Below are 23,641 nucleotides of genomic sequence, written 5' to 3' on the forward strand. Positions count from 1 at the left end.
AGTGATGAAAGTTCCTGAAAGCATTGCGGTCGCCTTAAAGAGTGTGCTGAAAAGCGGAAATAAGGCTCGGAAACAGACACTGGCGATCCCCCATCTAGGTGAGCTACGCAAAATTCCGCTTACCGGATTGGGGTGGTTAGTCCTGCTAGGAGGGCTCGCCAGCCTGTTTGCCTGGGTGCTTTGGGATTGGGCAGAGGCTGGTGCGGTGATGTTCGCTTCCTTATTGGCGCTGTTATCCGCAGTGGGGCAGACCTGGGGTGGGGGAGACCTGTCGGTAAGGGTTTGGGTAGAACAAGACCGGTTGCGAAAGGGGCAAGATTTAATTGGGCGAGCAAGCATCCAGAATAATGGGCGTCGCGCAGTGCGCGCCCTCAAAATAGAGCTACCCCTGGGAACTGAGCAAGCCGATATTGCCTTGCCAACTTTGCGTTCTGATAAAAGTTTTAGCCGGGATTTTCAGCTGCAAACTAGGCGGCGCGAAAAGATTATGGTGGGTCCAGCCCGTACGGTGCGTCAAGATATTCTGGGGCTGATTCGCCGAGTGCGTTCATGGACGGACTTCCAAGAGGTGTATGTGTATCCCAACTTCACTCCGGCGCTGGGAACATTAAGTGGGTATACCCGGGATATGGAGGGGGTAACTTCGCAGGTAATAACCAGTTCCGATGCTGCTTTTCATGCTTTGCGTCCCTATGAGAGTGGCGATGATCGTCGCCATATTCACTGGAAAATGTCAGCCCATACCGGTCAGTTAATGATGCGGCAGTACCTAGAAACCCGCCGCTCCCACCATCTGATTGTGTTGGATTTGAAACGCGAAAACTATGGGGAAGCTGATTTCGAACTCGCGGTAGAGGCGGTAGCCTCCCTGGCGGTTTCCTCCCTGTCTAGCGGGCAGCCCCTGACCTTATATACGGGCAAAACTGTCTTGAAAGCTGTCACCTCCCGAGCGGTACTGGACTTTCTTACTGAAGTACATCCACAAGAGGAGGATCAGGAATATCGGCATCTGGTTCGCTGGGCGCTAGCCCATGAGACACAAGCCTCGGTTTGTTCTCTGATTTGCGGGCCAGGAGTATCCATACGTCGCCTGCAACAAATCTGTTTAATACCTCCCGCTGATATGGCTACCACCGGTGTGCGCGCAGATGCGGGTGCTACTTTGACTCGGCGGGGCGCAAGTTCACGTAGGCTACTGAATATTGGGGAGCTATCGCAGCTACCCCGAGGATTGAGCGGGGCGAGTCTGGCGTGAAAAAATCCGATTTTATCTGTCTGAGTTCTCTTAGTTTATTCATCGTTCCCTGCTGGCTATTTGCCCTCCCCTTCCTGGGATTAACCGGGGGAATAGCGGCAAGCGGAGGCGCCGTCCTGGGGTTGCTTATCGCTTTAGTGGTTCGCCGCTGGCGTCTGGGAATAATCTCCACTGTTACCTTGTTACTGGGGGTATTTTTAGCTTTTGGCTCCACCTTGGCGGTTACCGATCCGTTGGGACGTACACTTTACCCCACCTTGCCCGGTCTGCAAGTATTAGTGACCTCTACGGTAACCTGCTGGCGGGATGCCCTCACCGCTACACTTCCTCTAACTCCCGCTGGAGGAGTAGCGGTACTTCCCCTAATTACTTGCCTAATTACCTCTCTGCTGGCAGGTTTAGCAGCGGCTTCCCGGCGTCCCTGGGTGGCACTGGTACCTGCGACCATTTGCCTAGTGGTGGCGATTGCCTGGGGGGCTCAAGTTGTTCCGGCGGCACGCTGGGCAGGAGCCGGTTATTTTCTGATATCCCTGCTCTGGTGTGCCCTAGTGACCGGTGCTGTCTCCAAGGCACGTACCCACCGGGTTAATTTAACGGATGTCAAGAAGACAAATGGTTATACTCGCCCCCTGGCGATGGTGGCGGTCACCGTAGTTATTTGCCTAGCCTCCGCATCTTTGGCAGGTATAACTGAACGCGGAAACCGGGAAGTGCTGCGCACCCAGGTACTACCACCAATAGAATTAGAAGATTTTATTTCCCCCTTGGCATCTTTTAGGCATCTTTCCCGGGATTGGAAAGATAAAACCATCGCAGAGGTCAAGAACTATCCGGCGGGAACCCGGATGCGTTTTGCCACTATGAATGCCTATGACGGTACAGTTTTTAAAATCGACCCCCAGCTAAATGCACAATTTGTACAGGTTGATTCGATATTAGACAAACAGGTTTCCGCTGATAGCACCGCATCCGTAAAACTGGTGAACTATGACCAACCTTGGGTGCCCCTGTTGGGAGATGCCTATTCCCTAAAAGTTATTTCCCGACCTAAACCAGTTATTTACTATTCGACCTCGCTGCGTTCGGCTTTTGCCGCTGCCCCAGCTAATCTTTCGTACCAGGTAGGGTTCGTTAAAGATCGAATTCCCAGTGACTCGCGAATTTCAGGACTGGAGTTCGATCCCATCCCGCAGGGGAAAGACGTAGCGGTTCCCACCGAAATTACCGAATTAAATAATCAGCTAACCGCACGGGCAACTACTCCTTTGCAAAAGCTGCGTAATGTGGAGTCCTATTTATCAGGGCAAGGTTTTTTCTCTGATGGCTCAGATGGGCTTTCTCGTCCTGGACACCGTGCGGCGCGGATGAGCCAATTTTTTCAAGGGAAAGAATTAATTGGTGACGACGAACAATATTCGGTAGCTATGGCGCTAATGGTCAGGGCATTCGGGGCGCCTGCGCGAGTGGTACTAGGAGCCTATCCAGCTGATAAGAAAGCTGGGGGAAATCTAAAACTTAAGGGCGATAACGTTCATGCCTGGGTGGAAGTGAAGTTTAAAGACGTAGGTTGGGTACCCTTTGATCCCACGCCGCCGCGAGAACGAGTACCGCGTACTGATCAGCCGCAGCCCAAGTCTGTGCCCAAACCGCAAGTGCTGCAGCCACCTCCACCGCCGGCCACTCCGCCGGTGTTGCCACACGTGGAAAAGCAGGCACATGCCGATAACACTTCTACCGGTATGCAGATTCTGGCGGCGCTAGTGGTGGCTGCGAAATATGGTTCCTGGTTATTGCTGCTCCTTTCGCCGATTCTGCTAGTTTTGTGGGCTAAATGGTATCGTGCGCGCAGGAGGCGGACAGCTAAAGATCCGGGTAAACGTTTACGGGGGGCCTGGGAAGAAATAGTTGATCGTTTCCGTGATCGCGGGGTGCGGCTCCCGGCAGGAGCTACCCGCCAAGAAGCTGCTTGGATAATCGATACCTACCTGAGTGGAATAAAACAGGCGCCGGCTGAATCGGGAGCACGTGAACTAGCCGGAATCGCGGATTACCTGGATTACAGTCCGGGTCTAGATAGCGAAATTGATTCCGATTGGGCTTGGGGACTGGTTAAACAGCTAACCGATACCTGGAGAGCGGCAGCTGGTAAAGCTAAAACTATAGTTGCCGCAATTCGTCCCTCATCGCTTTACAGCCGTTTTATTCGCAGTAGTTTCGCTAAAAACCTCCTTATTATCCCGGGTATGGAGAAGGTTCTGATCCCGCGCAAAGAGATTTCGCTACCCAGCTTGTCCCTGGGACTTACCCAGCAGGAATATCGGCAGCTGCGCACGCCCTTGGCTCCAATGCGCAGTGAAAGCGCTCCGGTCACGGCAGCCGTAGATGGGGTATTTTCAGATGCTACGCGCCTAGGAAAAGTGGGGCTCCCGCAGGCGGGAATAGATTTTAGTGACGGTACGCATTTGGCGAAATCCTTGGAATCTTCCGAGGGGAAAATGGCAGTGGTTGCTAAGCAGCCAGGAGCGGTTAGCCGGAAACTAGGGGAGGAGCTGGCGCTAGAAGCTGGATTGGACAAAGCCGATGAGGCAACGGAAGTTGCCCATTTGCGAAATCCGCAGCGACTGGCGCAAGGGTTACAGCCTCCTAAAGTGCAAGAACCGCACTCTTCTGCTTTGCCCGGGGAGTCTTCCTCAGGGGATTGGGATGCAACTCGTTTACGGAAACCGGCGGTTTCCCCGCTTTTGCCGCCTCCTCCACCTAATCCGCGGAACAGCCACGGAGAAAATCAGGATCCACTAGATTACACCCGCCAGTCCGTTTCACCGACTACTATAGATGAAACGCGCCTGCGGAAAGGGGATAACCATGGTACAGATACCCCCTAAAATTCCCGGATATAGTGTAAAAACTTTGCTGGGAAGGGGCGGTTTTGCTGATGTTTACCTTTACGACCAAAAACGTCCCCAGCGCCAAGTGGCGGTCAAAGTCCTGAGGGAACTGGGCAGCAGAGAGGGACGGCAAGTTTTTACTACCGAGGCGGATGCCCTGGCTGCTACCTGTGCACACCCGGCGATTCTCTCGCTTTATCAGACGGGGAAACTGCCCGATGCTCGCCCCTACCTAGTATTACAGTACTGTCCGGTGACGAACTTGTCGCAGCGGGTTCGCCGTCGGCCGCTTCCTCTCAAGGAGGCTCTGGACATTACGATACGTTTGGCCGGAGCACTGGAAACTGTGCACCGTGCAGGCCTGGCTCACCGGGATGTGAAACCCGCAAACGTATTGATTTCTGAATTTTCCACCCCGGTGCTCTCTGATTTTGGTCTAGCGTTACCGCTGGGAAAACCGCTGGCTCATCGCGATGTTTTAGGGCTTTCCGTACCCTGGGCGCCTCCGGAACAACACGATGAGAATTCTCTGGCTCGAGCTGCTAGCGACATATATTCCCTGGCGGCTACCATGCATTCGCTGCTTATCGGACGGAGTCCTTTTGAGGTTCCCGGTGGAGATAACTCGGTATCGGCTTTGACCCAGCGGATTTTACATACCGCTCCCCGACTCGATGCTCCCCAGTTGATCCCGCCACTCCGTGAAATTCTGGTCTGGGCGTTGCAGCCTGATCCGGAGGATCGCCCCGAAAGTTCCGCCCAATTTGGGCAATTGTTACAGGAAGTACAGTCCCGACTGAACCATCCGGTTACCAGTATGGATGTTGCGAGCGCTAATCCTACTTTGGCGCAGGTATCCACTGATCCAGATGCTACTCGACTAAAGAGTGCCTCCGGTTCACAGCCCGCGCTAGCGGAAGAAGATAGTGGGCGGGCGGATAGTCCCCTGATTGTGGGGAGTCGCTCGAGCGTGGCGCTTTCGCGTTCCCTCTTACCAGATTCTCGGCTGGGGTGGCGACAAATTTTATTGGCCTTGATTGGAGTCTTTGTGTTGGTAGCTGGGACTGCCGCCGGCGTGGCTCACTATTTCAAGACCGGTTCTAGCTCAGTTAAAAGTGCCCCCAGTTCTAGTGAACCTCTAATTACCGCCTCCACTGATGATGGCATGGTGGTGGAAGCGTCTGCAGTCACCTCCCTGGAAGGAAAACCGTCCGCAGATGGACAAATTGATTTGACTTGGAAACCGGGCGAGGGTGATGCTCCCGCCTCTTATCAAGTGCAAGTGCTTCAGGATGGCAAAGACGCGGGCAGTTATACGGTCACCGAACCGACAATAAAGCTCAAGCCCCAAGGGGTGAAATGGTGCGTAAAAGTTTTTGCGGTTAGCTTGGATGGAAAAACTTCGCCTGGGGTAGACTGGTGCCAATAGGAGAATGCAAAATTTCCGGTTGGTAATGGAGGAAACACTATGAATAACGATCCCTACCAGTACTATCCGAACCAGTCGGGTAATGCGAACGCGGGTTATCCGCCCAGTGGGATTTATGGGGCTCCGCAAGCAGAATCTGATTTGCCTGTGCCGGGAACTCCCGACCCCTATGGTCAGGGGGGCAATGCTCCCTATGTGAATTCTTATGGTGAACAACCCCAGGCTCCTCAATATCCAGGGTATGCTCCCCAGGATGCTCCTGCTTATCAGCAGGCCGAATATGCTCCGTCTGCCTACCAACAGCCCTCCTATGAAGATCCTGCTTATCGGCAGCCAACATATGGGCAGCCTCAATATCAGCCACAGTACGGACAAGCTGACTACGGTCAGGGACAACAGTATGAGCTGCCGCCTCAATACGGGGAACAGCCTGCATATCAACCTGCTGTGCGCTTTACGGTTACTTCCGGACAGGGACAGTCGATGATTTTAGAGGACGCGATTGTAGTGGGACGTCGCCCCGATGCCGGCATTTCCGCTTATCCACAAGCCCAAACCATGACTGTCCCTAGCCCCGCCAAACAAATTTCGCGCACCCATTGCCTGCTCTATATTGATGAGCGTGGCAACCCTTCGTTGAAAGACTTAGAGTCAGTAAATGGCACCCGCCTGCGTCGTGGCGGGCAAATTTATCCGATAGAACCGGCGGATCCGGTAGTGATGCAAGTAGGCGATATTGTTGACCTGGGGGAGGGGCAATACCTGTCTATCGGCACCGCTCCCGCCGGTTACTAAGACGGTTACCAAATTAGAGGTCGATCCCCAGGGCGCGGCGTGCTTTTGCGCGGGCGTCTCCGCTATCTTCGGCCGTTAAAATTGCTTGTGCAGCGTTCTCGCACTGCTCTTTGGTGACCTGTTCTAGCTGGGCGCCCACCCCGGGAATGGCCGAAGATGCCATTGACAGGGAAGTCACCCCCATGCCGACTAGTACACACGCCAAAATGGGATCAGCCGCTGCCTCCCCGCAAACCCCAACCGGTTTGTGTAGCCGCACCCCAGCGGCCGCAACCCGAGAAATCAAAGTTAAGACTGCCGGTTGCCAGGAATCGGTATAGGTGGCCAGATTGGCGTTCATTCGATCGGCAGCCATCACATATTGGGTTAGGTCGTTAGTGCCGATAGAAACAAAATCAACCTCGGCTAAGAACTGGTCAATCATAATTGCAACAGCCGGGACTTCCACCATGATTCCGGCAGTAAGTCCCCGGTCGCGAATCAGCTTGGCCACCCACTTTGCCTCCGATAGCGTCGACACCATCGGTACCATTACCCAATTCTTTCCCTGATGATTGTGCGCCGCCTGTGCGATTGCATCTAGCTGTCGGGTGAATAATTCCTGGTCGATACCGGTAGTACGTAGCCCGCGTACCCCTAGGGCAGGATTGGGTTCTTCGTCTAAAGTTGCCCAAGAAATCGGTTTATCTGATCCGGCATCCAAGGTGCGGGTAACTACTTTCTTGTCTGGGAAAGCTGATAACACCTGTGAATAGATTTCTCTCTGCTGTTCGGTAGTAGGTTCTTGAGTTGAATCCAGGAAACAAAGTTCGGTGCGGAAAAGTCCCACTCCCTGTGCATATCTGGCGGCGGCTTTATGGGCACCGGGGCCGTCTTGCACATTGGCGAGCAGTTCTACGTCCTCGCCGCTGGCAAGCTGTGCCGGTCCGGACCAATTGCGGATAGCTTCGCGAGTAAGCAGGTCAGCAGCAATTTTTGGGTGAACTAAATCCGGGTTAGCTCCAGTGGTGATTGTTCCTAGCGAGGCATCCACAAATACTTGTTCTCCCTGGGAAATCTGGTGGAGTTTACGTGCGGCTACTATGCAGGGGATCCCCAGTTGGCGAGCAATAATCGAAGTGTGGGAGGTGGGTCCGCCTTGTTCGGTAACCAAAGCTAAGATTTCTGCTGGGTTTAGCCCGGCGGTGTCAGCCGGAGCCAGGTCGTCCGCGAAAAGCACGGAGGGTTCGGTTAAATGGGGCAGTCCTGGTTCCGGTTCCCCTAGGAGTTCGGCTACCACTCGCAGACAAAGATCATTGAGGTCAGTGGTGCGTTCGGCCATTAGCCCACCGGCCTTTTCGAACATGGTACAGAACATTTCGGTGGTTGTGATTACTGCGTTGGTGGCGGGGATTCCTTTGTTTATCGCATTGACTACCATCTTCTTGAAACCGGGGTCGCGAGATAGTTCTGCTTGTGCGGCCAAAACATCCGAGGCGCTACCAATGGTTTCTTTAGAACGAGCCAGTAGGCGCTCCGATACGGTTTGTGCTGCTTGAGTGTAGTGCTCGGCTTCTGCTTCTCGGTCGTCCAATGGGATTTTAGTTGCTGGCAATTTGGGGATTTCAAAACGGCTAACCCAAGCTACTGGTCCGTACGCCAGGCCGTTTACCACCGGGGTGCCGTAAATTGTTTCTTCTGCGGACATTTATCCTCCTAGCTGAGGGCTGCTTCGTAATGCCAGTGTTGCATGTTTTAAGGAGTTAAACAAGGAAAATATCTATAAATCCATAAAATAACACATTAAAACCCACTTAAATCCACAAGACTGCTCACTAAACTCATGAATCCTATTGAAGAGATGTGTAATTTTAAGTAGAATGGTTGCAAAGATGCTCTAGTAATACCCTATCTGCTGGGGGTTGGCTATGTCAGGAAGATGGGAGGCAAAGATGCCTGTACACAGCGGAGGTCGTCGCCTCCTCATAGAGCAAGCGCTCTGCGAGTTTGGGCAGGTGAATCTCAAAGAATTAGCGCAGCGTTTTAAAGTTTCTGATGAGACCATTCGCCGTGACTTAGAAATATTGTCTGACCAGGGGAAAGTGAAGCGGGTTTACGGGGGAGCGGTTAGCGTCCAAAAAGTCCCCGAGTCCCAACTCGCAGAAAGAATGAAAATTAATGGCGAAGAAAAAAGGAAAATCGCACGGCTCGCCCTCAGTCATATTCCCGAGGGTGCGTTTACGGTTTTCCTGGATTCCGGCTCCTCAACCGCTTATTTTGCAGAACTACTCCCTGATCGCGCAGACTTACTGCTGGTGACAAATTCTGCGGCGATCGCCACTGCCGTCGCTGCCCGCACCCGCCGTCTAAAAGTGCACCTAATTGGAGGGACGGTGCGCGAATCCACTCTGGCTACCGTAGGGGCATTGACGGTACAGGCGGTACGCAGTCTCCATCCTGACCTCACCTTCTTAGGTAGTAATGGGTTTGACCCGCTTGATGGTTACACCACTCCCGATATAGAAGAGGCCGCGGTAAAACGGGCGATGGTGCAATGCAGTCGCCGGGCAGTAGTGTTGGCGGACGCGGGCAAATATGGACATACCAGTACCGTCCAGTTCGCTGCTCCCGACGAAATTGAAATGTTGATTTCGGATCAGCGCCTGGCAAAAATCGCCGGTAAAGACCTAAAAAAACTAGCGAAGGATGTGTTCTTAGCGTGATTGTTACCCTCTCGGCGAACTCCAGTTTGGATAAAACCGTAAACTTGGATCGGCCCCTGGTACCGGGGGGAGTTCATCGCATTATCTCTACCCACACCGATGCGGGTGGGAAGGGAATCAACGTGGCGCGGGTAGCTCAAGAGGCTGGTTTTCCGGTCAGCTGCGTGTTGCCAGCGAAGCCTCAAGATCCGATTTTAGAGCTGCTAGACCAGGTGGAACTACCCTATGTGTGTACTGAAATTCCGGAAGTCGTACGCACTAACCTCACGATTATTGATGCCGGTGGAGAAACTACCAAAATCAATGAACCTGGTCCCACCCTAAGTGAGGGGCATGCAAAATCGCTGCTGACAGTGCTTAGATCCCAGGTAAGAGACCTGGGAGAGGCAGACTGGGTGGTGCTCGCTGGCTCCTTGCCACCAGGATTGCCGGATGATTTTTACCTCACCTGCCTAAAAGAATTGGCTAGCTGTCGGGGACGGTTGGCAGTCGATACCTCCGGGAATCCTCTCCGCGCCCTCGGGAAAGCTCTCGGTCAGGTAACAGTTGACTTAATGAAACCGAACTCCTATGAACTTGCCGAGCTTTTGGGGGGAAAAGGAGCCGAACTGGAAAAAGCTGCTATCAGTGGAGACTTGCTGCCGGTAGTGCGTAAAGCTAAAGAGCTTAATGAAAGAGGAGTAAGTTCTGTGCTCGCCACCCTGGGGTCAGCCGGTGCCATTCTGGTTACCGCGGAAGGTGTCTGGCATGGAACCAGTCCCGATGTTCCGGTGCGTTCCACCGTGGGTGCAGGAGATTCCTCCCTCACTGGGTATGTACTTGCCAAAAGCTTAGGGAAGAGCCCGGAAGAATGCTTGGCCACTGCACTCGCCTATGGTGCCGCTGCCTGTGCAAAAGCAGGCACCCAGCCGCCTACTCCCAAAGAAATTCATCCCGAAGAAGCCCAGATCACCAAACTTAAACTTTAAGAGCTACCTCGAACAGGAGAATTATGGAAAACGAAAAGCTGATAATCCCGCAGTTGGTGAGCCTAGATGATCCGCTCGGGGCAGATAAGGACAGTGTAATCGCCGCGTTGGCAGCAAAGATCGCGTGTACCGGGCGGGCTGAAGAAAATGGTTTAATCAGAGATCTGATGGCGCGAGAAGCTAAATCCGTGACGGGAATGCCGGGTGGAATCGCGATTCCACACTGTCGCTCCCAGGCGGTTAGCGTGGGCAGTTTAGCTTTTGCCCGACTAAAAAAGCCAGTAGATTTTGGAGCGAAAGATGGCCCAGCAGATTTGATTTTCATGATTGCTGCTGCTGAAGGGCAAGGACAGGCGCATTTGAAACTACTACAAAAGCTGGCGCGCAAACTGGTGGACAAAAACTTCCTGGCTAATTTGCGTTCGGTGGATTCTGTCGAAAAGGTAGCGGACATCATTATGGAGGTGGTGGAGCCAGGTTCGACAGCTGCCCCTAAGAACCAACCGGTAGCGAAGGGGGTAGCGACACCTCCGATATCTCCGGCAGCTCCTAAGATACAGAAAAAGGAAACGGATGAGGAGAAAGGCAACTATCTGGTAGCGGTTACCTCTTGTCCCACCGGGATTGCCCACACCTATATGGCTGCGGATTCGCTGGCAAATAAGGGCAAAGAACTGGGGATTCCAGTCTATGTTGAGGCGCAAGGCTCTGGTCATGTTGACCGCCTCAATCCCGCTCTGATTGCCGGCGCATCCGGGGTGATATTTGCTCATGATGTCAGTGTGCAGGCACCGGAACGTTTTGCGCATCTCCCGCTAGTGGATGTGGGGGTAAAGGCTGCCATTAATGACCCGGAAAAACTAATTCGGGAAGTAACGGCGAAAAAGAATGAGCCGAATGCTGCTCCGGTAGTAGCGGCGGAACCGATACAGACAGAAGAAAGCGTAGGTTGGGGACGTCGAATCCAAAAGGCAGTGATGGCGGGGGTTTCCTATATGATTCCCTTCGTAGCCGCCGGGGGATTGCTAATTGCGTTGGGTTTCCTATTGGGCGGGTATGACGTGGCGGGGCCTGCGCAAGACATCTCCCTTAATTTCTCACTGTGGCACTTGCCAGATTCTGGTCCCTTCGGGGAAGGGAAAATCGCTACTAACCGATCTGGCTTACTGCTTTATCTGGGAGCTCTGCTGGTTTTTCTTGGTCAAAGCGGAATGAGCTTTTTAGTGCCAGCGCTTTCCGGATATATTGCTTTTGGTCTGGCAGGACGCCCTGGGATTGCTCCCGGCTTCATCGGAGGTGCGATTTCAGTAACTCTAGGAGCAGGCTTCATTGGCGGTTTAGTGACTGGGATTCTTGCGGGGATTATCGCCAATTCTCTCTCCACCCTGAACTGTCCACGCTGGCTAGCAGGTCTGATGCCGGTAGCGATTGTGCCCCTAATTAGTACCCTGCTTATGGGGTTGCTTATGTTGCTGCTGTTGGGGAGACCGCTGGCGGCATTGATGAGCGGCCTACAAAACTGGCTGAACTCTATGGCCGGTACCTCAGCGATCTTACTGGGCATTATTATCGGTCTGATGATGTGTTTCGATTTGGGGGGACCGGTCAATAAGGCCGCCTACCTGGTGGGTACTGCTGGCTTATCGCAGGCTACCGATGGGGCATATCAGTTCATGGCGGCAGTAATGCTAGCCGGAATGGTGCCACCGTTAGCATTAGCGTTGTCTTCGAGCTTACGTCCCAAACTGTATTCGCCGGCTGAACAACAAAATGGTAAAGCTGCTTGGCTTCTGGGACTTTCTTTCATTTCCGAGGGTGCGATTCCCTTCGCTGCTGCTGACCCCCTGCGGGTAATCCCCTCCATGATGGCGGGAGGCGCGGTAACTGGTGCAGTTGCAATGGCGCTAGGGGTCGGGTGCCGGGCTCCACACGGGGGAATCTTCGTCTTATTTGCCTATACCAATGTCTTCGGGGCGCTGATTGCTCTGGTAGCTGGGGTAGCAGTGGCGGCCGTGGCGGTTACTTTCGCCAAAATGAATCGTCAGAAATCGGCAGCAGTCAAAGCTTAATTTCAATAAACCACAAGATAAGGAAAGGAAAAACAATGGCTTCAAAAACTGTAAAAGTAGGATCTTCTGTAGGTTTGCATGCCCGCCCCGCCTCGGTTATCGCGGAAAAAGCTGCCGAGTTTGATGAAGAGATTACTCTGGGAACCCCGGATGAAGAACCAGTAGACGCTACCTCAATGATGCTGATAATGACCTTGGGTGCCGAATGCGGTACCGAGGTCACTGTGCAGAGTGAAAACGAGGAAGCTGTGGCAGCAATTGCGGAACTGGTCGCAAAAGACCTAGATGCCGCATAGGGGCAGTTTCGGTTGCTGATACTTTTCCCTTGAAATTGAACAATCAATATCCCCTCTAGGTTTAAGTGGTCTCCGCGGCGCGATAGCCTAGAGGGGATATCTGTATGTGGGAGGAAAAGCTATGCAGCCGCAAACCGCCTTTATTATCGTTTCGCAGTCGCAAACGCTGGCACGGGGGATATGTGAAGTGGTGCCCCCCTTAGCTCCAAAAGTCATTATCGAGCCATGTGGCTGTCACGATGAAGGACTTGGCACCGCCTCTGAAATTCTGAGCGCAAAAATATCTGCGGTCATGGAAAACCTTGGCGAACAAGACGCGATTATCTTAATGGCTGATTTTGGGGCGGCGCGATTGGCCTGTCAACAGGTAATCACCGATATTGGGGTGCGGCGATTGCGACTTGGGCGTGGCCCGATTGTGGAGGGAACTGCCGCGGGGGTAGTAGCTGCTGCTCAAGGTGCAGACTTGGCAGAAATATTAAGGTCAATCAACGCTGCCTCTCAGTTTTACCCTGAAGAGGATGTGGTAGATATTTTGCCACCCACACCAGCTCCCGATCCGCTTGCACCACGCACGGTTACCTACGGAGCTTTAGAGCCCCTGTCTGCGCGTCCAGCAGCCCGTTTGGCTCGAATAGCTACAGGTTTTGATGCACAGGTGACTATTAATCAGGTAGATGCCGGTAGCGTCCTCGCGCTTATGGGGTTGAAAATAAAACCGGGGGATGAGCTACGGATTGCAGCTGAGGGAGGGGAATCCCTTAAAGCTTTAGATGCGGTCGAGGCGGCACTAACTGCACCCGAGTAAGAGGTTGGAAGTCAGCATGGGGATTGATTAAGTGGTTCCTACAAAATTTGTGGAGCTGATAAGGCCATTGGGCTTCACTGTTTGCCGGTATTCTTAAAAAGTGATCTCCGTAAGTTAAGGGGCTTATCGGGGCGGGAAAGCTAGAAAGGAAATGGGAATGAGTGACTTTAAGTTAGATCCAGATAAGGAATACACCCTGGTGCTGGTAAAGCCGGATGGGTATCGTCGCGGACTCACCGGGAAAATCTTGGCACGTATTGAGCAAAAAGGCTACGCTATTGTGGCTTTACGGATAGTGCAGGCTACCGATGATGACCTACATGAACATTACGTTGAGCATCGTGGTAAGCATTTTTTTGAATCCATGGTTGACTTTATGCAGTCAGGCAAACTTGTAGCGGCCGTTATTGAAGGAACTCGGGTGGTTGAGGGGGTGCGTTCCCTGGTGGGCGCTACCAATCCGACAGAGGCAGCACCGGGAACTATCCGCGGTGATTATGGACGTGACTATGACAGTGGGCAAATTCAAAATCTGGTACATGCTGCGGATTCACCCAGCTCTGCTGCGCGTGAAATAAAAGTTTGGTTCCCGGACGCCTGCTAATAGCGAGAGAACTAAAATGTATGTAAAGTCGCTGACACTGCGAGGATTTAAGTCTTTTGCCAGTGCCACTACTTTGCAGTTCACCCCGGGAATAATCTGTGTTGTCGGTCCGAATGGATCTGGCAAATCCAATATCGTAGATGCACTTGCCTGGGTAATGGGCGAGCAGGGCGCCAAGAATCTGCGAGGCGGATCTATGGCGGATGTTATCTTTGCCGGTACTAGTTCCCGCAGTTCTCTCGGCCGTGCGGAAGTGGCGCTTACCATCGATAACACTAGCGGAGATCTGCCGATTGATTATTCGGAAGTTACCATTTCACGCACTTTGTTTCGCCAGGGGGGCTCCGAATATGCCATTAATGGTACTCCCTGTCGGCTGCTAGATATTCAAGAGTTACTTTCCGATACCGGTATGGGTCGGAATATGCACGTTATTATCGGGCAGGGAAAACTAGACCAGGTGCTTTCTGCTGACCCTTCTCAGCGTCGCTCCCTGATTGAAGAGGCTGCCGGGGTGTTAAAACATCAACGGCGTAAAGAACGGGCTTTGCGAAAACTAGATGGGCTAGAAGAAAAACTGTCTCGTCTTTCAGACTTAACCCAAGAGATTCAAAGGCAACTGGGACCATTGGCGAGGCAAGCCAAAACTGCGCGGCGGGCTGCGGTGTTACAAGCGCAGGCGCGTGATGCTGGGTGTAGGATTCTGGCAGATGACTTGCAGCAGATGAGCTTGCAACTGTCTCGCTATAAAGAAAGCGGGAAAGCCTTGGCAAGCAGGCGGGAAGAATTAGGGAAACAACTTTCGGTACAGCGAGAAAAACTACAGAAGTTAACCGCAGATGCGGAACAGACTGATTTGGCAGGTAAAGCCACTAATTTATGGCAACAGTTGACCGCAATCACTGAACGTTTGCGAGCCTTAGATGCTTTAGCTAATGAACGTGCTTCCTCCCTGGCGAAACCGGAACCATTTCCTGCTGGTCCCAGCGTCGAGGAACGTCAGCGTCAGTTGGCGCATTTGCAAAGTGAATTGGCGAGCCACGACGAGGATACTTTAGCTAAGCGTAAACAAGCTGATGCGGCGGAGGCGGCTCGGGAAGAAACCACTCGGAAAGTTGAGGAGCGGGTTCGCGCTATCCAAGAACTCCGGGAGCAGGCGCAGCGGGAAACTCAGAAGACCGCGCGGCTGGAACGGGAAGTAGAGACCGCAAAGGCTCGTTTCGAGGCGGCAGATTCCCGGATTCAAAGAGCGGAAAAAGCTCAGGCAGATGCGCAAGAAAAACTGGAAGCAGCGCGGGCAAAGCAGCAAGCTGAGCAGGAAACAGTCCCGGAGTCTGGTGTGGATGCTGCTGGGCGCTATCGTCAGCTTTCCGAGGCGGAAAACCAGGAGCGTATGCAGCTGGAAAAGGCTCGTGATCAGCTGAGGGACAGTGAGGCTAAAACCCTGGCGGCCTCCGAGAGTGAAGCTAGTTTGAGACAAGTGCTAGCAGCCTCCTCGAACCAGGCTGAAAGTACTTTTTCAAGGGTAACTAAGGCGCGGGGACAATTGGCGTCTTTGATAACGGTTCCGGATTGCTGGGAGGCAGCTATCGCGGCCTTACTTGGGCGCGCCGGATCCGCCCTCATCATTGGAACGGTGCAGCTAGAGGCCGGTCTGCAGGCAGTTAAAGACAGTAGTGGAAGCGTTAGTTGGGTCGTAGGCAATTCCGAGGCCGAGAGGGCTGCCCTGAGTGCTCCTTCTAGCAGAACGGCGGGGGAGCCAATCCTCGCCCAGGAGGTAGTCTCGGCTCCCACCGGGTTACATTCGGCACTAAAAGCGCTGCTAAAAAATAGTTATTTGGCAGATAATCTGGCGCAGGCACAGGCTTTACTCGCAGATAACCCTGAGGCACGAGTCGGGCTCAGAGATGGAACGATTATTGGGAAATACCTGGGAGAAACTGGCAGCGGGGGGGTGAACCGTATCGAGGTGGAGCGACGGCTACGATTAGCTCGAAAAGCCGCTCAGGATGCCGAAGAAATTACAGAAAAAGCCCGTGTCCAGGTAAAGGAGGCTGAGAAAAAATTATCACAGGCGGCGGCGGCATCTGCGCAGGCACTAAAAGTTTTGCGCCAGTCCGACGCGCAGGCAGCAGCTAGGGCGCAAAAACGGGCACTTATAGAAGCGGCAGTCAGTGGAGCTGAGAGTCAAGAAAAGCGGGCAGCCGCAGAACTGGCACAGGCGAAATTAGATTTTGAAAAATATAAGCAGCAGCTGGAAGTCGCCCAAAAAGCGCGGGATGCCTTTGCGAGTAGCGCAGATTTAGCTCTTTTGCAGCAATCAGAACAAGATTTAGAGAAGGCACGTGCGGCTGATTTGGCTGCTCGGGAGAAAGCTGCGCAGGCGCATTTGGCGCTGTCAGCTGCTACTCAGATTACCAATGCTTTACGGGAACGTTTTCAAGGGGAAGTAAAGTCCTTGGAAAGGTTTCAATTACGGTTAGCTGCCCGTAGTCAGCGCGAAATCGAGCGAGCTCGCGATTCCCAAAGAATGTTGCAGGTTGCCTCCTGGTGTAAGGTATTTGCCCAGCGTTCGGCAACCGTGGCTCAAGTTGCGGAAACTTGGCGGGAAAGCGCCGAGGCGGCTCGTGCTGCCTCCTCGCATGCCGCTGGGCAGGTGCGTAGCGAAATTGATCGTTTGAATACTGAGCTAGCTGAGCTTAACGATCTGAGCCGCCGTGATGAGGTGGCAGCAGCCGAATATCGGGTACGTGCCGAACAACTAACTCAACAAGCGCAAGAACGTTACGCGCTTTCCCCGCAGGAACTGATCGCTGCTTTCGGTCCCCAACAGCTGGTGCCAGATCCAGAGCTGTTGGCACTGCGGGCAGAAAATGCTCAGAAAACAGTAGCCTGCTCTGCGGAACAAACTGAAGAGGGGGCAGCTAAAAACACAGATGAAACAGCTGAGAATTCCGGACAAGGAGAATCTGAAACTGAACCTCGCAGTGCCGAAAACCCGGTAAACTCCGAGGACGGACGTTGGCATCCCTATGATCGTGCTGAGCAGAGCGCGCTCCTGGAAAAGGCGAATCGGGCTATTTCCCGGTTGGGGAAAGTAAATCCTTTGGCCTTGGAAGAGCATCAGGCTCTCGAGAAACGTTTTGAATTCTTAATGGGGCAGCTTACAGATTTACGTACCTCGAAAGCAGATTTACTGGTAGTGGTGCGGGAAGTTGATCACCAGGTAAGAGAAGCCTTTGAGCAAGCCTACGCAGATATTTCCCGGGAATTTACCGAGGTGTTTTCCCGGCTGTTCCCCGGAGGTAGCGGTTCTTTAAAACTGACTGATCCCGCCGATATGCTCACGACCGGGGTTGAGGTAAATGCCCGTCCTGCCGGTAAGAATGTGCAGCGGCTATCGTTGTTATCAGGAGGGGAGCGCTCCTTGGCGGCATTGGCATTCTTAATCGCGATTTTCAAAGCCCGCCCTTCTCCCTTTTATATTTTGGACGAAGTGGAAGCGGCGCTCGACGATATGAACCTTTCGCGAATGTTAGAGCTGTTCAAACAGTTGCGAGAAGTTAGCCAAATGATTGTAATTACCCACCAAAAACGGACTATGGAAGTGGCAGATGTACTATACGGGGTGACTATGCGCGAGGGGGTATCTCGGGTAATCTCACAACGCTTAGAGCCGGCAGATCGCTAAGATCACATCGAAATCTGGTAACAGTTTGGTATCGGTCATTGGCTGGAGTCGGTAAAACGCTTAAGTATTGGCATACTAGATTATGTGACTCAACCGTTGATCTTGCTATTTGTGGGCATCGGCATCACTGTACTAATCGGGGTTTTAGTGGTGGCGGTAATGGTACGTACCCGCCGTCCCGGAGGTGGGGTGCGGGAATGGGTTCGCCAGTCCGCTAGTTCTTGGCAAGAAAACGAGCATCGGGCGCCCCGGGAATACTCTGGTCAGCGGGTGCGTCTTGATACATTGCTGCAAGAGGCAGCGCCTGGAGATTCCGCTAATCCACTGGCAGAGCTAGAGAACCTGCGTACTGCTGCCGGACAGATGTGGGGAGAAGAAGTTGAGGCGATGCGTACGCGCCGGGCGGAAAAAGATGCGGTACGTCAAGAAAAGAAAGCAAAGGCCGCTGCTAAAGGAGCTTTACCGGATGCCGTGGGGATGCTGCCTCCCGCTTTTGCACCTGCTCAACATCGGCGTCCTCCAGCTGGTGCAGCAACCCCTATAACCAAAGATCCAGAGGATGCCACTAGCTACCTGCCACAGGTGTCGGCGATGAATTCCACTGCTGCTTCCAAGGATGTAACTCGGGGGAAAACTGCTGACAGCCAGAACTTAGTGGATATGAACAGCGAGGGTAAACCCAAAGATCGCCGGGATAAGCAGATGCGCCGCTGGGCACGCAAATTTACTCCTGATACCCCCTCAGGGGAGCATACTGACGCCGACCTAGATTTAGAGGAGCATAGCGGTTTGCCGGGAGATCAACCTTTTCAAGTGGATAAGGTTTCTTGGCAGCCCTTACAATCGGAATAAACGTAATATTTCTAAACCAGCAGCTCAGTCGGGAAAAGTTTTCCTGATATGACCTGGGCGCGCCGATAGGCGAGAATAGAAGCATGGATTTTCTTTTTTCACCCCTCGGGATTGTAGTTGTAGTTCTAGTTTTGGCTGTCGTTGGAACCGGTAGTGCTTTAGCGGTGCGCTCCGCAAAAGCTAAGAAACAGCTAGAGCCCTCCAAGGCAAAACAACTGGCAGCAGTTACTGCCGAGGCAGGTGGGGAGGAAACAGTTGCACCGGTAAAAGAAAGTGAAACTTCTGATAAAACAGGCGCGAACGAAGTAGCGCAAGCGGTAACGTTGGCAGAGCCGTTACCAGCGGCGGCAGAAGTTGTGGAAGAGCCGAGTGAAGCTCCGATTATCGAAGAAGAACTGGTTGATCAGGCAAAGGAGAACTCCCAGGAGGCTCTCGAAACTCCAGAACCAGCCCGAGGGCGGATGCAGCGTCTGCGTTCCCGCCTGGCTAAATCCGGTTCTTTCGGCAAAATGCTGCTCGGGGTGCTCGGTCGTGGGGATCTGAGTGCCGAGGATTGGGAAGAAATTGAAGATACTTTGCTGCTGGCAGACTTAGGAATTGCCGCTACCGATGAACTAATGGAGGAACTACGTACCCAGGCGAAAGTGTTGGGTACCTCCGACCCGGATAAGATCCGGGAAATTTTGCGAGCTAAGTTGATTGAGCTGGTAAACCCGGATCTAGATCGCAGTTTGCACCTAGAACAAGCCGATGGATCTAAGCCGGGAATTGTTCTCGCCGTTGGAGTAAACGGCACCGGGAAAACCACGACCGTGGGCAAGATTGCTCGTATTTTGGTGGCGGAAAACAAGTCGGTAGTGCTGGGAGCAGCCGATACTTTCCGGGCGGCTGCTGCTGACCAATTGGAGACCTGGGGAAACCGGGTAGGAGTCGAAGTGGTGCGCTCCGATAAAGAGGGAGCCGACCCGGCAGCCGTAGCTTTTGATGCGGTCAAATATGCCAAAGATCAAGACCGGGATGTGGTGCTGGTAGATACCGCTGGGCGTCTGCAAAATAAAACTGGCTTGATGGATGAGCTAGGAAAGGTCAAACGAGTGATTGAAAAGAGCGCCCCGGTGACCGAAACCTTGCTAGTTCTAGATGCCACTACTGGCCAAAATGGGATGCAACAGGCGAAAGTATTCTCTGAAGTGGTAGATGTCAGCGGTATTGTGCTCACCAAGCTCGATGGGACTGCTCGGGGCGGAATCGTGGTTAGTGTGCAACGGGAACTAGCGGTACCGGTTAAGCTGGTAGGACTGGGGGAAGGCCCAGACGATTTAGCTCCTTTCGTGCCCGAGGATTTCGTAGACGCGCTGCTGAAGTAAACTAGACGGCGAAACTATTTCCAGGAGGAAACCACTTTGTTCAATAGCCTGTCTGATCGCCTAGCCGATTCCTTTAAGCGTTTGCGCTCTAAAGGCTTGCTGACCGAGGCAGACGTCGATAGTACCGTCTCCGAGATTCGACGTGCCCTGTTAGAGGCGGACGTAGCACTGCCGGTGGTACGCCAGTTCACCAAAGCGGTGCGACAAAAAGCCTATGGCGCGGCACGTTCGAAAGCGCTTAATCCCGGCCAACAGGTAGTCAAGATTGTCCATGAGGAACTGGTAGAGGTTCTGGGGGGCGAGACCCGTCAGCTGCATTATGCCAAGCGTGGCCCATCCGTTTTTATGCTGGCCGGTCTGCAGGGTGCTGGTAAGACAACCCTCGCAGGAAAACTGGGTAAATGGCTGCGGGAAGAAGAGGGCAAACGCGTCCTCTTGGCTGCCTGCGACCTGCAGCGCCCGGGAGCGGTTACCCAGCTAAAAATTGTGGCCGAAAAAGCCGGGGTAGATATTCACGCCCCCGCATCCGGGGATGGGCAGGGCGATCCGGTCGAGGTTGCGCGCTCGGGATTAAACCTGGCGATTACCGAAGGCTATGACGTAATCATTGTCGATACTGCGGGACGTCTGGGCGTGGATGAGGAAATGATGCGCCAGGCACGCGATATTCGCGACGCGGTTAACCCCCATGAAATCCTCTTCGTTCTAGACGCCATGGTTGGTCAGGACGCGGTGCAAACTTCGATTGCCTTCCGGGATGGGGTGGGCTTTACCGGGGTGGTGCTCTCCAAACTTGATGGTGATGCTCGCGGTGGGGCGGCGCTTTCGGTGCGGGGAGTAACCGGGCAACCGATTCTTTTTGCTTCTACCGGTGAAAACTTAGGTGATTTTGAGCGTTTCCATGCCGAACGGATGGCCGGACGCATCCTCGATATGGGCGATATGCTCACTCTGATTGAGCAGGCGCAAAAGGCCTATGACCAAAAAGAGGCCGAGGCGCTGGCTCGCAAAATGCAGCAGGGGCAGTTCACCCTCACTGACTTTATGGCACAGCTACAGCAGATACGCAAAATGGGATCGATGAAGAAACTGATGGGAATGCTGCCCGGCATGAATCAGTATCGCGACCAGTTGGATGCTTTTGATGAAAAGAGCATCGACCGGATCGAAGCCATTGTGAACTCTATGACCCCGGCAGAACGTGACGATCTGTCCCTGCTGAATGGTTCGCGCCGCGCCCGGATTGCGCGTGGTTCCGGAACCACGGTTACCGAGATTAATGGGCTGGTAGAACGGTTTAAGCAGGCGGCAAAACTCATGAAACGAATGTCTAATGGGGGAGGTATCCCCGGTATGCCCACTATGCCTGGGATGCCGGGGGGACGCGGAGGCGCCACCAAGAAGCAGCGTAAGGCGGGGAAGAAGAATCGCCGCAGATTCGGTAATCCCGCCAAACAAAAGCAGTGGGAGGCTAAGCAAGCTTCTAGGGGTGAGGAAGCGGCTCCTGTGGCCGGCAGCGCCTTTGGAATTACTGCGGAACCTGCCGCCCCGGTCGCGGCTCCTACTTTGGATGACTTGCCCGATGATTTGAAACGGATGCTGGGACAGCAATGAAACAGCTGAGCGGTAATTTTTATTACCGCGAGCACGCCAACCAAGATCCCCGCTGGATGCGGGGGCAGCTAACGATTACCGAGGATGGATACTTCGGTTCTTTTCGGGAAGATCTCACTGTTCAAGGAGACTACTTCCTGCCGGGATTTTGCGATGTGCATTGTCATATTGGTTTTGTGGCGGTAGGACAATTAGCTACTCCGCAGGAAGCGTTAGCGCAGGCTGAAGCGGATCGGGACTGTGGGATTTTAGCGATTCGCGATTGCGGAAACCTCGAATATGCTCCCGGGATTTTAGGAAATCGCGCATTGCCGCCAATTATTCGTTGCGGACGCCATATTGCCCGCCCTAAACGCTATATGCGTTTGCTTCCGATAGAGGTAGAGAACCTGAATGATTTGCCGCAGGTTATGGCCTCGCAAGCAGAGCAAAGTGACGGTTGGGTAAAAATCGTGGCGGACTGGATTGACCGCTCGAACGGGGCGGATTCAGATTTGGATCCCCTGTGGCCGACCAAAATCTTGAAAGAGGGGATTGCGGCTGCTCATCAGGTGGGGGCACGGGTAACGGCGCATGCCTTTTCTCATAAAGCGATTGCGGGATTACTGGAAGCGGGGATCGACTGTATTGAGCATGGCAGCGGGATTGATGAGGATCAGGCGCAAGAATGTGCTAGCCGTGGGATTCCGGTGACTCCGACCTTGTTACAGGTAGAACTATTTGATGAGTTCGCGGCGCAGGCGGGAAAGAAATATCCAATCTATGCGGCGACTATGCAGAAAATGTGGGAGCGGCGGCGTGAGCACTTTGTGATGCTCCATGATGCCGGAGTACAGCTGCTTCCCGGAACCGATTCTGGGGGCTATCAACCACATGGAGAACTGGGGCGAGAACTGATGCTGTGGGAACGTGGCGGGGTTTCGGCCAGCGAGATTATTGATTTTGCTACCTGGCGAGTCCGTGACTTTCTGGGGATTGCGGCCATTGAACTGGGAGCCCGCGCCGACTACCTACGCTATTCCTCAGATCCGACTGGCGACCTGATGCGGGCGCTTAGTCCCGAAAAAGTGGCACTGTTGGGGAGAGAGTTTCCATCCAGTACCTCAGTTTCTAGGGATAACAGCCTGAGAATTTCAACAAAGGGAGCTGTGTAACCCGCGGAAGGAACAGGGCGGGCATAGGCAATAACCGTAAGAACAGCAACTGCCGCCTAGGAGTGGCTGTATTTGAGGGATGGGGATTGCCGTAACAGTAAGGAGAATTTCTGTTACTAATGTTTCTATTGGTTAAAATGTGAAATATGTTAAATATATTTGTTCGTAATCATAACTTTTATATACTAAAGACGTTTCTCACCTCATTTTCCGTTAGGTAGAGAGACGCAATCGCAGAAATAAAACATTTTAAAGATTGGAGATGCTATGAAAATAACGCAGAAGTTCGCGCTCTGTGCGGCTGCGTCTCTCTTGGCAGTTGGATTCGGGGGGGGGGGCAGCAGTAGCTGCTGACCTTGACGCCCTTAAAGCCGATGTTGCTAAGGCGCAGGCGGCAGTATCAAAGGCAGAAACTAACGCTGCTTGGGATTGTGATGAAAATTCCGAGCACTACGACATGTACACTTGCGCAGAGCAGCAAGATAAAATTAAGAATGCCAAAGCGGAATTAACGCGGGCAGAAGCTGCATTAAAGGCGGCAGAAGGGCAAGGACAGCCAGCGCCGGCTGCAGAGCCTCAGACCCCGAGCACCCCTGAAGATACCACTAAGAAAGAAATCAAAGATAAGGATCTCGACACCCAGTATTTCTGCACCGAGACTTCTATCTATTACGATCACAACAAATGTGAGCAGGCCAAAGCTGAGCTGAAGGATGCAAAGATCAAAGATGCTGAGCTGGATATCAACACCTATTGCACCTACGACACTGATGTAGACGCAGAGAACCTGTATTACGATGCGGATAAATGTGCAGCGGCCAAAGATCGTTTGGCGAAGCTGAAGAAGGCTGACAAGCCGAATCAGAAGGTTGAAGAAGGAAAAGATTCCGCTGACTCAGGTGCTCAAGCAGAAAAAGATAAGCAAGCTGAGAAGCAAAACCAGCAGAAGCAAGCTGAGAAGCAGGAAGCTAAAAACGGTCTTCCTGTAACTGGTGCTAACAGCACAGTTATGCTGGTTGTCTCGCTGATGACTGCTCTCGCAGGTGCCGGAGTAGTAGTGGCGCGCCGTTTCAACGCATAAATTAATAAACGCTGTTCAAGATCTCAACTAGAATCTTGATTTAGTGTGTTAGAGGTTTGGCGGATTTT

Annotated in this window: 17 protein-coding genes; 16 read left to right on the forward strand and 1 reads right to left on the reverse strand. The window is 53.1% G+C overall.

Features of this window, described 5'->3' with window-relative positions; translation table 11 throughout:
- Positions 1 to 4 precede the first annotated feature (4 nt).
- The 4 genes from EFB02_RS06890 to EFB02_RS06905 are packed head-to-tail and all read left to right on the forward strand — an operon-like array spanning position 5 to position 6,367.
- Positions 5 to 1,255, forward strand: a complete 1,251-nt coding sequence (locus tag EFB02_RS06890; RefSeq protein WP_122820855.1) for a DUF58 domain-containing protein — start codon at positions 5 to 7, stop codon at positions 1,253 to 1,255.
- Entirely contained in the window at positions 1,252 to 4,140 is a 2,889-nt protein-coding gene (locus EFB02_RS06895; RefSeq protein ID WP_122820856.1) for a transglutaminaseTgpA domain-containing protein, read from the forward strand. The genes EFB02_RS06890 and EFB02_RS06895 overlap by 4 nt, the downstream gene beginning before the upstream one ends.
- Positions 4,121 to 5,572, forward strand: a complete 1,452-nt coding sequence (locus EFB02_RS06900) for a serine/threonine-protein kinase (RefSeq protein WP_160115391.1) — start codon at positions 4,121 to 4,123, stop codon at positions 5,570 to 5,572. Before EFB02_RS06895 ends, EFB02_RS06900 begins: the two co-directional genes overlap by 20 nt.
- 39 nt (positions 5,573 to 5,611) lie before the next feature.
- The gene (locus tag EFB02_RS06905; RefSeq protein ID WP_122820858.1) at positions 5,612 to 6,367 is read left to right on the forward strand and encodes an FHA domain-containing protein; all 756 of its coding nucleotides are present in this window, start codon (positions 5,612 to 5,614) and stop codon (positions 6,365 to 6,367) included.
- A 13-nt stretch (positions 6,368 to 6,380) separates the two neighbouring features.
- Here EFB02_RS06905 and ptsP read toward each other — a convergent pair whose 3' ends face one another.
- Entirely contained in the window at positions 6,381 to 8,054 is a 1,674-nt protein-coding gene (ptsP, locus tag EFB02_RS06910; protein WP_122820859.1) for a phosphoenolpyruvate--protein phosphotransferase, read from the reverse strand.
- A gap of 244 nt (positions 8,055 to 8,298) precedes the next feature.
- On the opposite strand from ptsP, the gene EFB02_RS06915 reads away from it, so the two are divergent.
- The 12 genes from EFB02_RS06915 to EFB02_RS06970 all read left to right on the forward strand — a co-directional run bounded on the left by EFB02_RS06915 (position 8,299) and on the right by EFB02_RS06970 (position 23,573).
- The gene (locus tag EFB02_RS06915) at positions 8,299 to 9,069 is read left to right on the forward strand and encodes a DeoR/GlpR family DNA-binding transcription regulator (protein ID WP_160115392.1); all 771 of its coding nucleotides are present in this window, start codon (positions 8,299 to 8,301) and stop codon (positions 9,067 to 9,069) included.
- Complete coding sequence (locus EFB02_RS06920) at positions 9,066 to 10,037, forward strand: 1-phosphofructokinase family hexose kinase (RefSeq protein WP_122820861.1); 972 nt, start codon at positions 9,066 to 9,068, stop codon at positions 10,035 to 10,037. The genes EFB02_RS06915 and EFB02_RS06920 overlap by 4 nt, the downstream gene beginning before the upstream one ends.
- 23 nt (positions 10,038 to 10,060) lie before the next feature.
- Positions 10,061 to 12,106, forward strand: a complete 2,046-nt coding sequence (locus tag EFB02_RS08895) for a PTS fructose transporter subunit IIABC (RefSeq protein WP_122820862.1) — start codon at positions 10,061 to 10,063, stop codon at positions 12,104 to 12,106.
- A gap of 35 nt (positions 12,107 to 12,141) precedes the next feature.
- Entirely contained in the window at positions 12,142 to 12,402 is a 261-nt protein-coding gene (locus tag EFB02_RS06930; protein WP_122820863.1) for an HPr family phosphocarrier protein, read from the forward strand.
- A 121-nt stretch (positions 12,403 to 12,523) separates the two neighbouring features.
- Positions 12,524 to 13,210 carry an HPr family phosphocarrier protein gene (locus tag EFB02_RS06935; protein WP_122820864.1) on the forward strand — a complete coding sequence of 229 codons (687 nt, stop codon included), beginning with the start codon at positions 12,524 to 12,526 and terminating at the stop codon, positions 13,208 to 13,210.
- A 157-nt stretch (positions 13,211 to 13,367) separates the two neighbouring features.
- Positions 13,368 to 13,814 (forward strand): nucleoside-diphosphate kinase, encoded by a 447-nt coding sequence (gene ndk / locus EFB02_RS06940; RefSeq protein ID WP_122820865.1) that lies wholly within the window; start codon positions 13,368 to 13,370, stop codon positions 13,812 to 13,814.
- 16 nt (positions 13,815 to 13,830) lie between these two features.
- Positions 13,831 to 17,505: a chromosome segregation protein SMC gene (smc, locus tag EFB02_RS06945; RefSeq protein WP_122820866.1), complete on the forward strand. Its 3,675-nt coding sequence runs from the start codon at positions 13,831 to 13,833 to the stop codon at positions 17,503 to 17,505.
- Positions 17,506 to 17,589: 84 nt separating this feature from the next.
- Positions 17,590 to 18,357 carry a hypothetical protein gene (locus EFB02_RS06950; RefSeq protein ID WP_122820867.1) on the forward strand — a complete coding sequence of 256 codons (768 nt, stop codon included), beginning with the start codon at positions 17,590 to 17,592 and terminating at the stop codon, positions 18,355 to 18,357.
- A gap of 83 nt (positions 18,358 to 18,440) precedes the next feature.
- Entirely contained in the window at positions 18,441 to 19,724 is a 1,284-nt protein-coding gene (gene ftsY / locus EFB02_RS06955; RefSeq protein ID WP_122820868.1) for a signal recognition particle-docking protein FtsY, read from the forward strand.
- A gap of 36 nt (positions 19,725 to 19,760) precedes the next feature.
- The gene (ffh, locus tag EFB02_RS06960) at positions 19,761 to 21,338 is read left to right on the forward strand and encodes a signal recognition particle protein (protein ID WP_122820869.1); all 1,578 of its coding nucleotides are present in this window, start codon (positions 19,761 to 19,763) and stop codon (positions 21,336 to 21,338) included.
- A complete protein-coding gene (locus tag EFB02_RS06965; protein WP_122820870.1) occupies positions 21,335 to 22,492 on the forward strand; it encodes an amidohydrolase family protein in 1,158 nt (385 codons plus the stop codon). The genes ffh and EFB02_RS06965 overlap by 4 nt, the downstream gene beginning before the upstream one ends.
- Positions 22,493 to 22,787: 295 nt before the next feature.
- A complete protein-coding gene (locus EFB02_RS06970) occupies positions 22,788 to 23,573 on the forward strand; it encodes a hypothetical protein (RefSeq protein WP_122820871.1) in 786 nt (261 codons plus the stop codon).
- Positions 23,574 to 23,641: the final 68 nt, after the last annotated feature.

The organism is Varibaculum vaginae (assembly GCF_900604285.1).
GTDB lineage: Bacteria > Actinomycetota > Actinomycetes > Actinomycetales > Actinomycetaceae > Varibaculum > Varibaculum vaginae.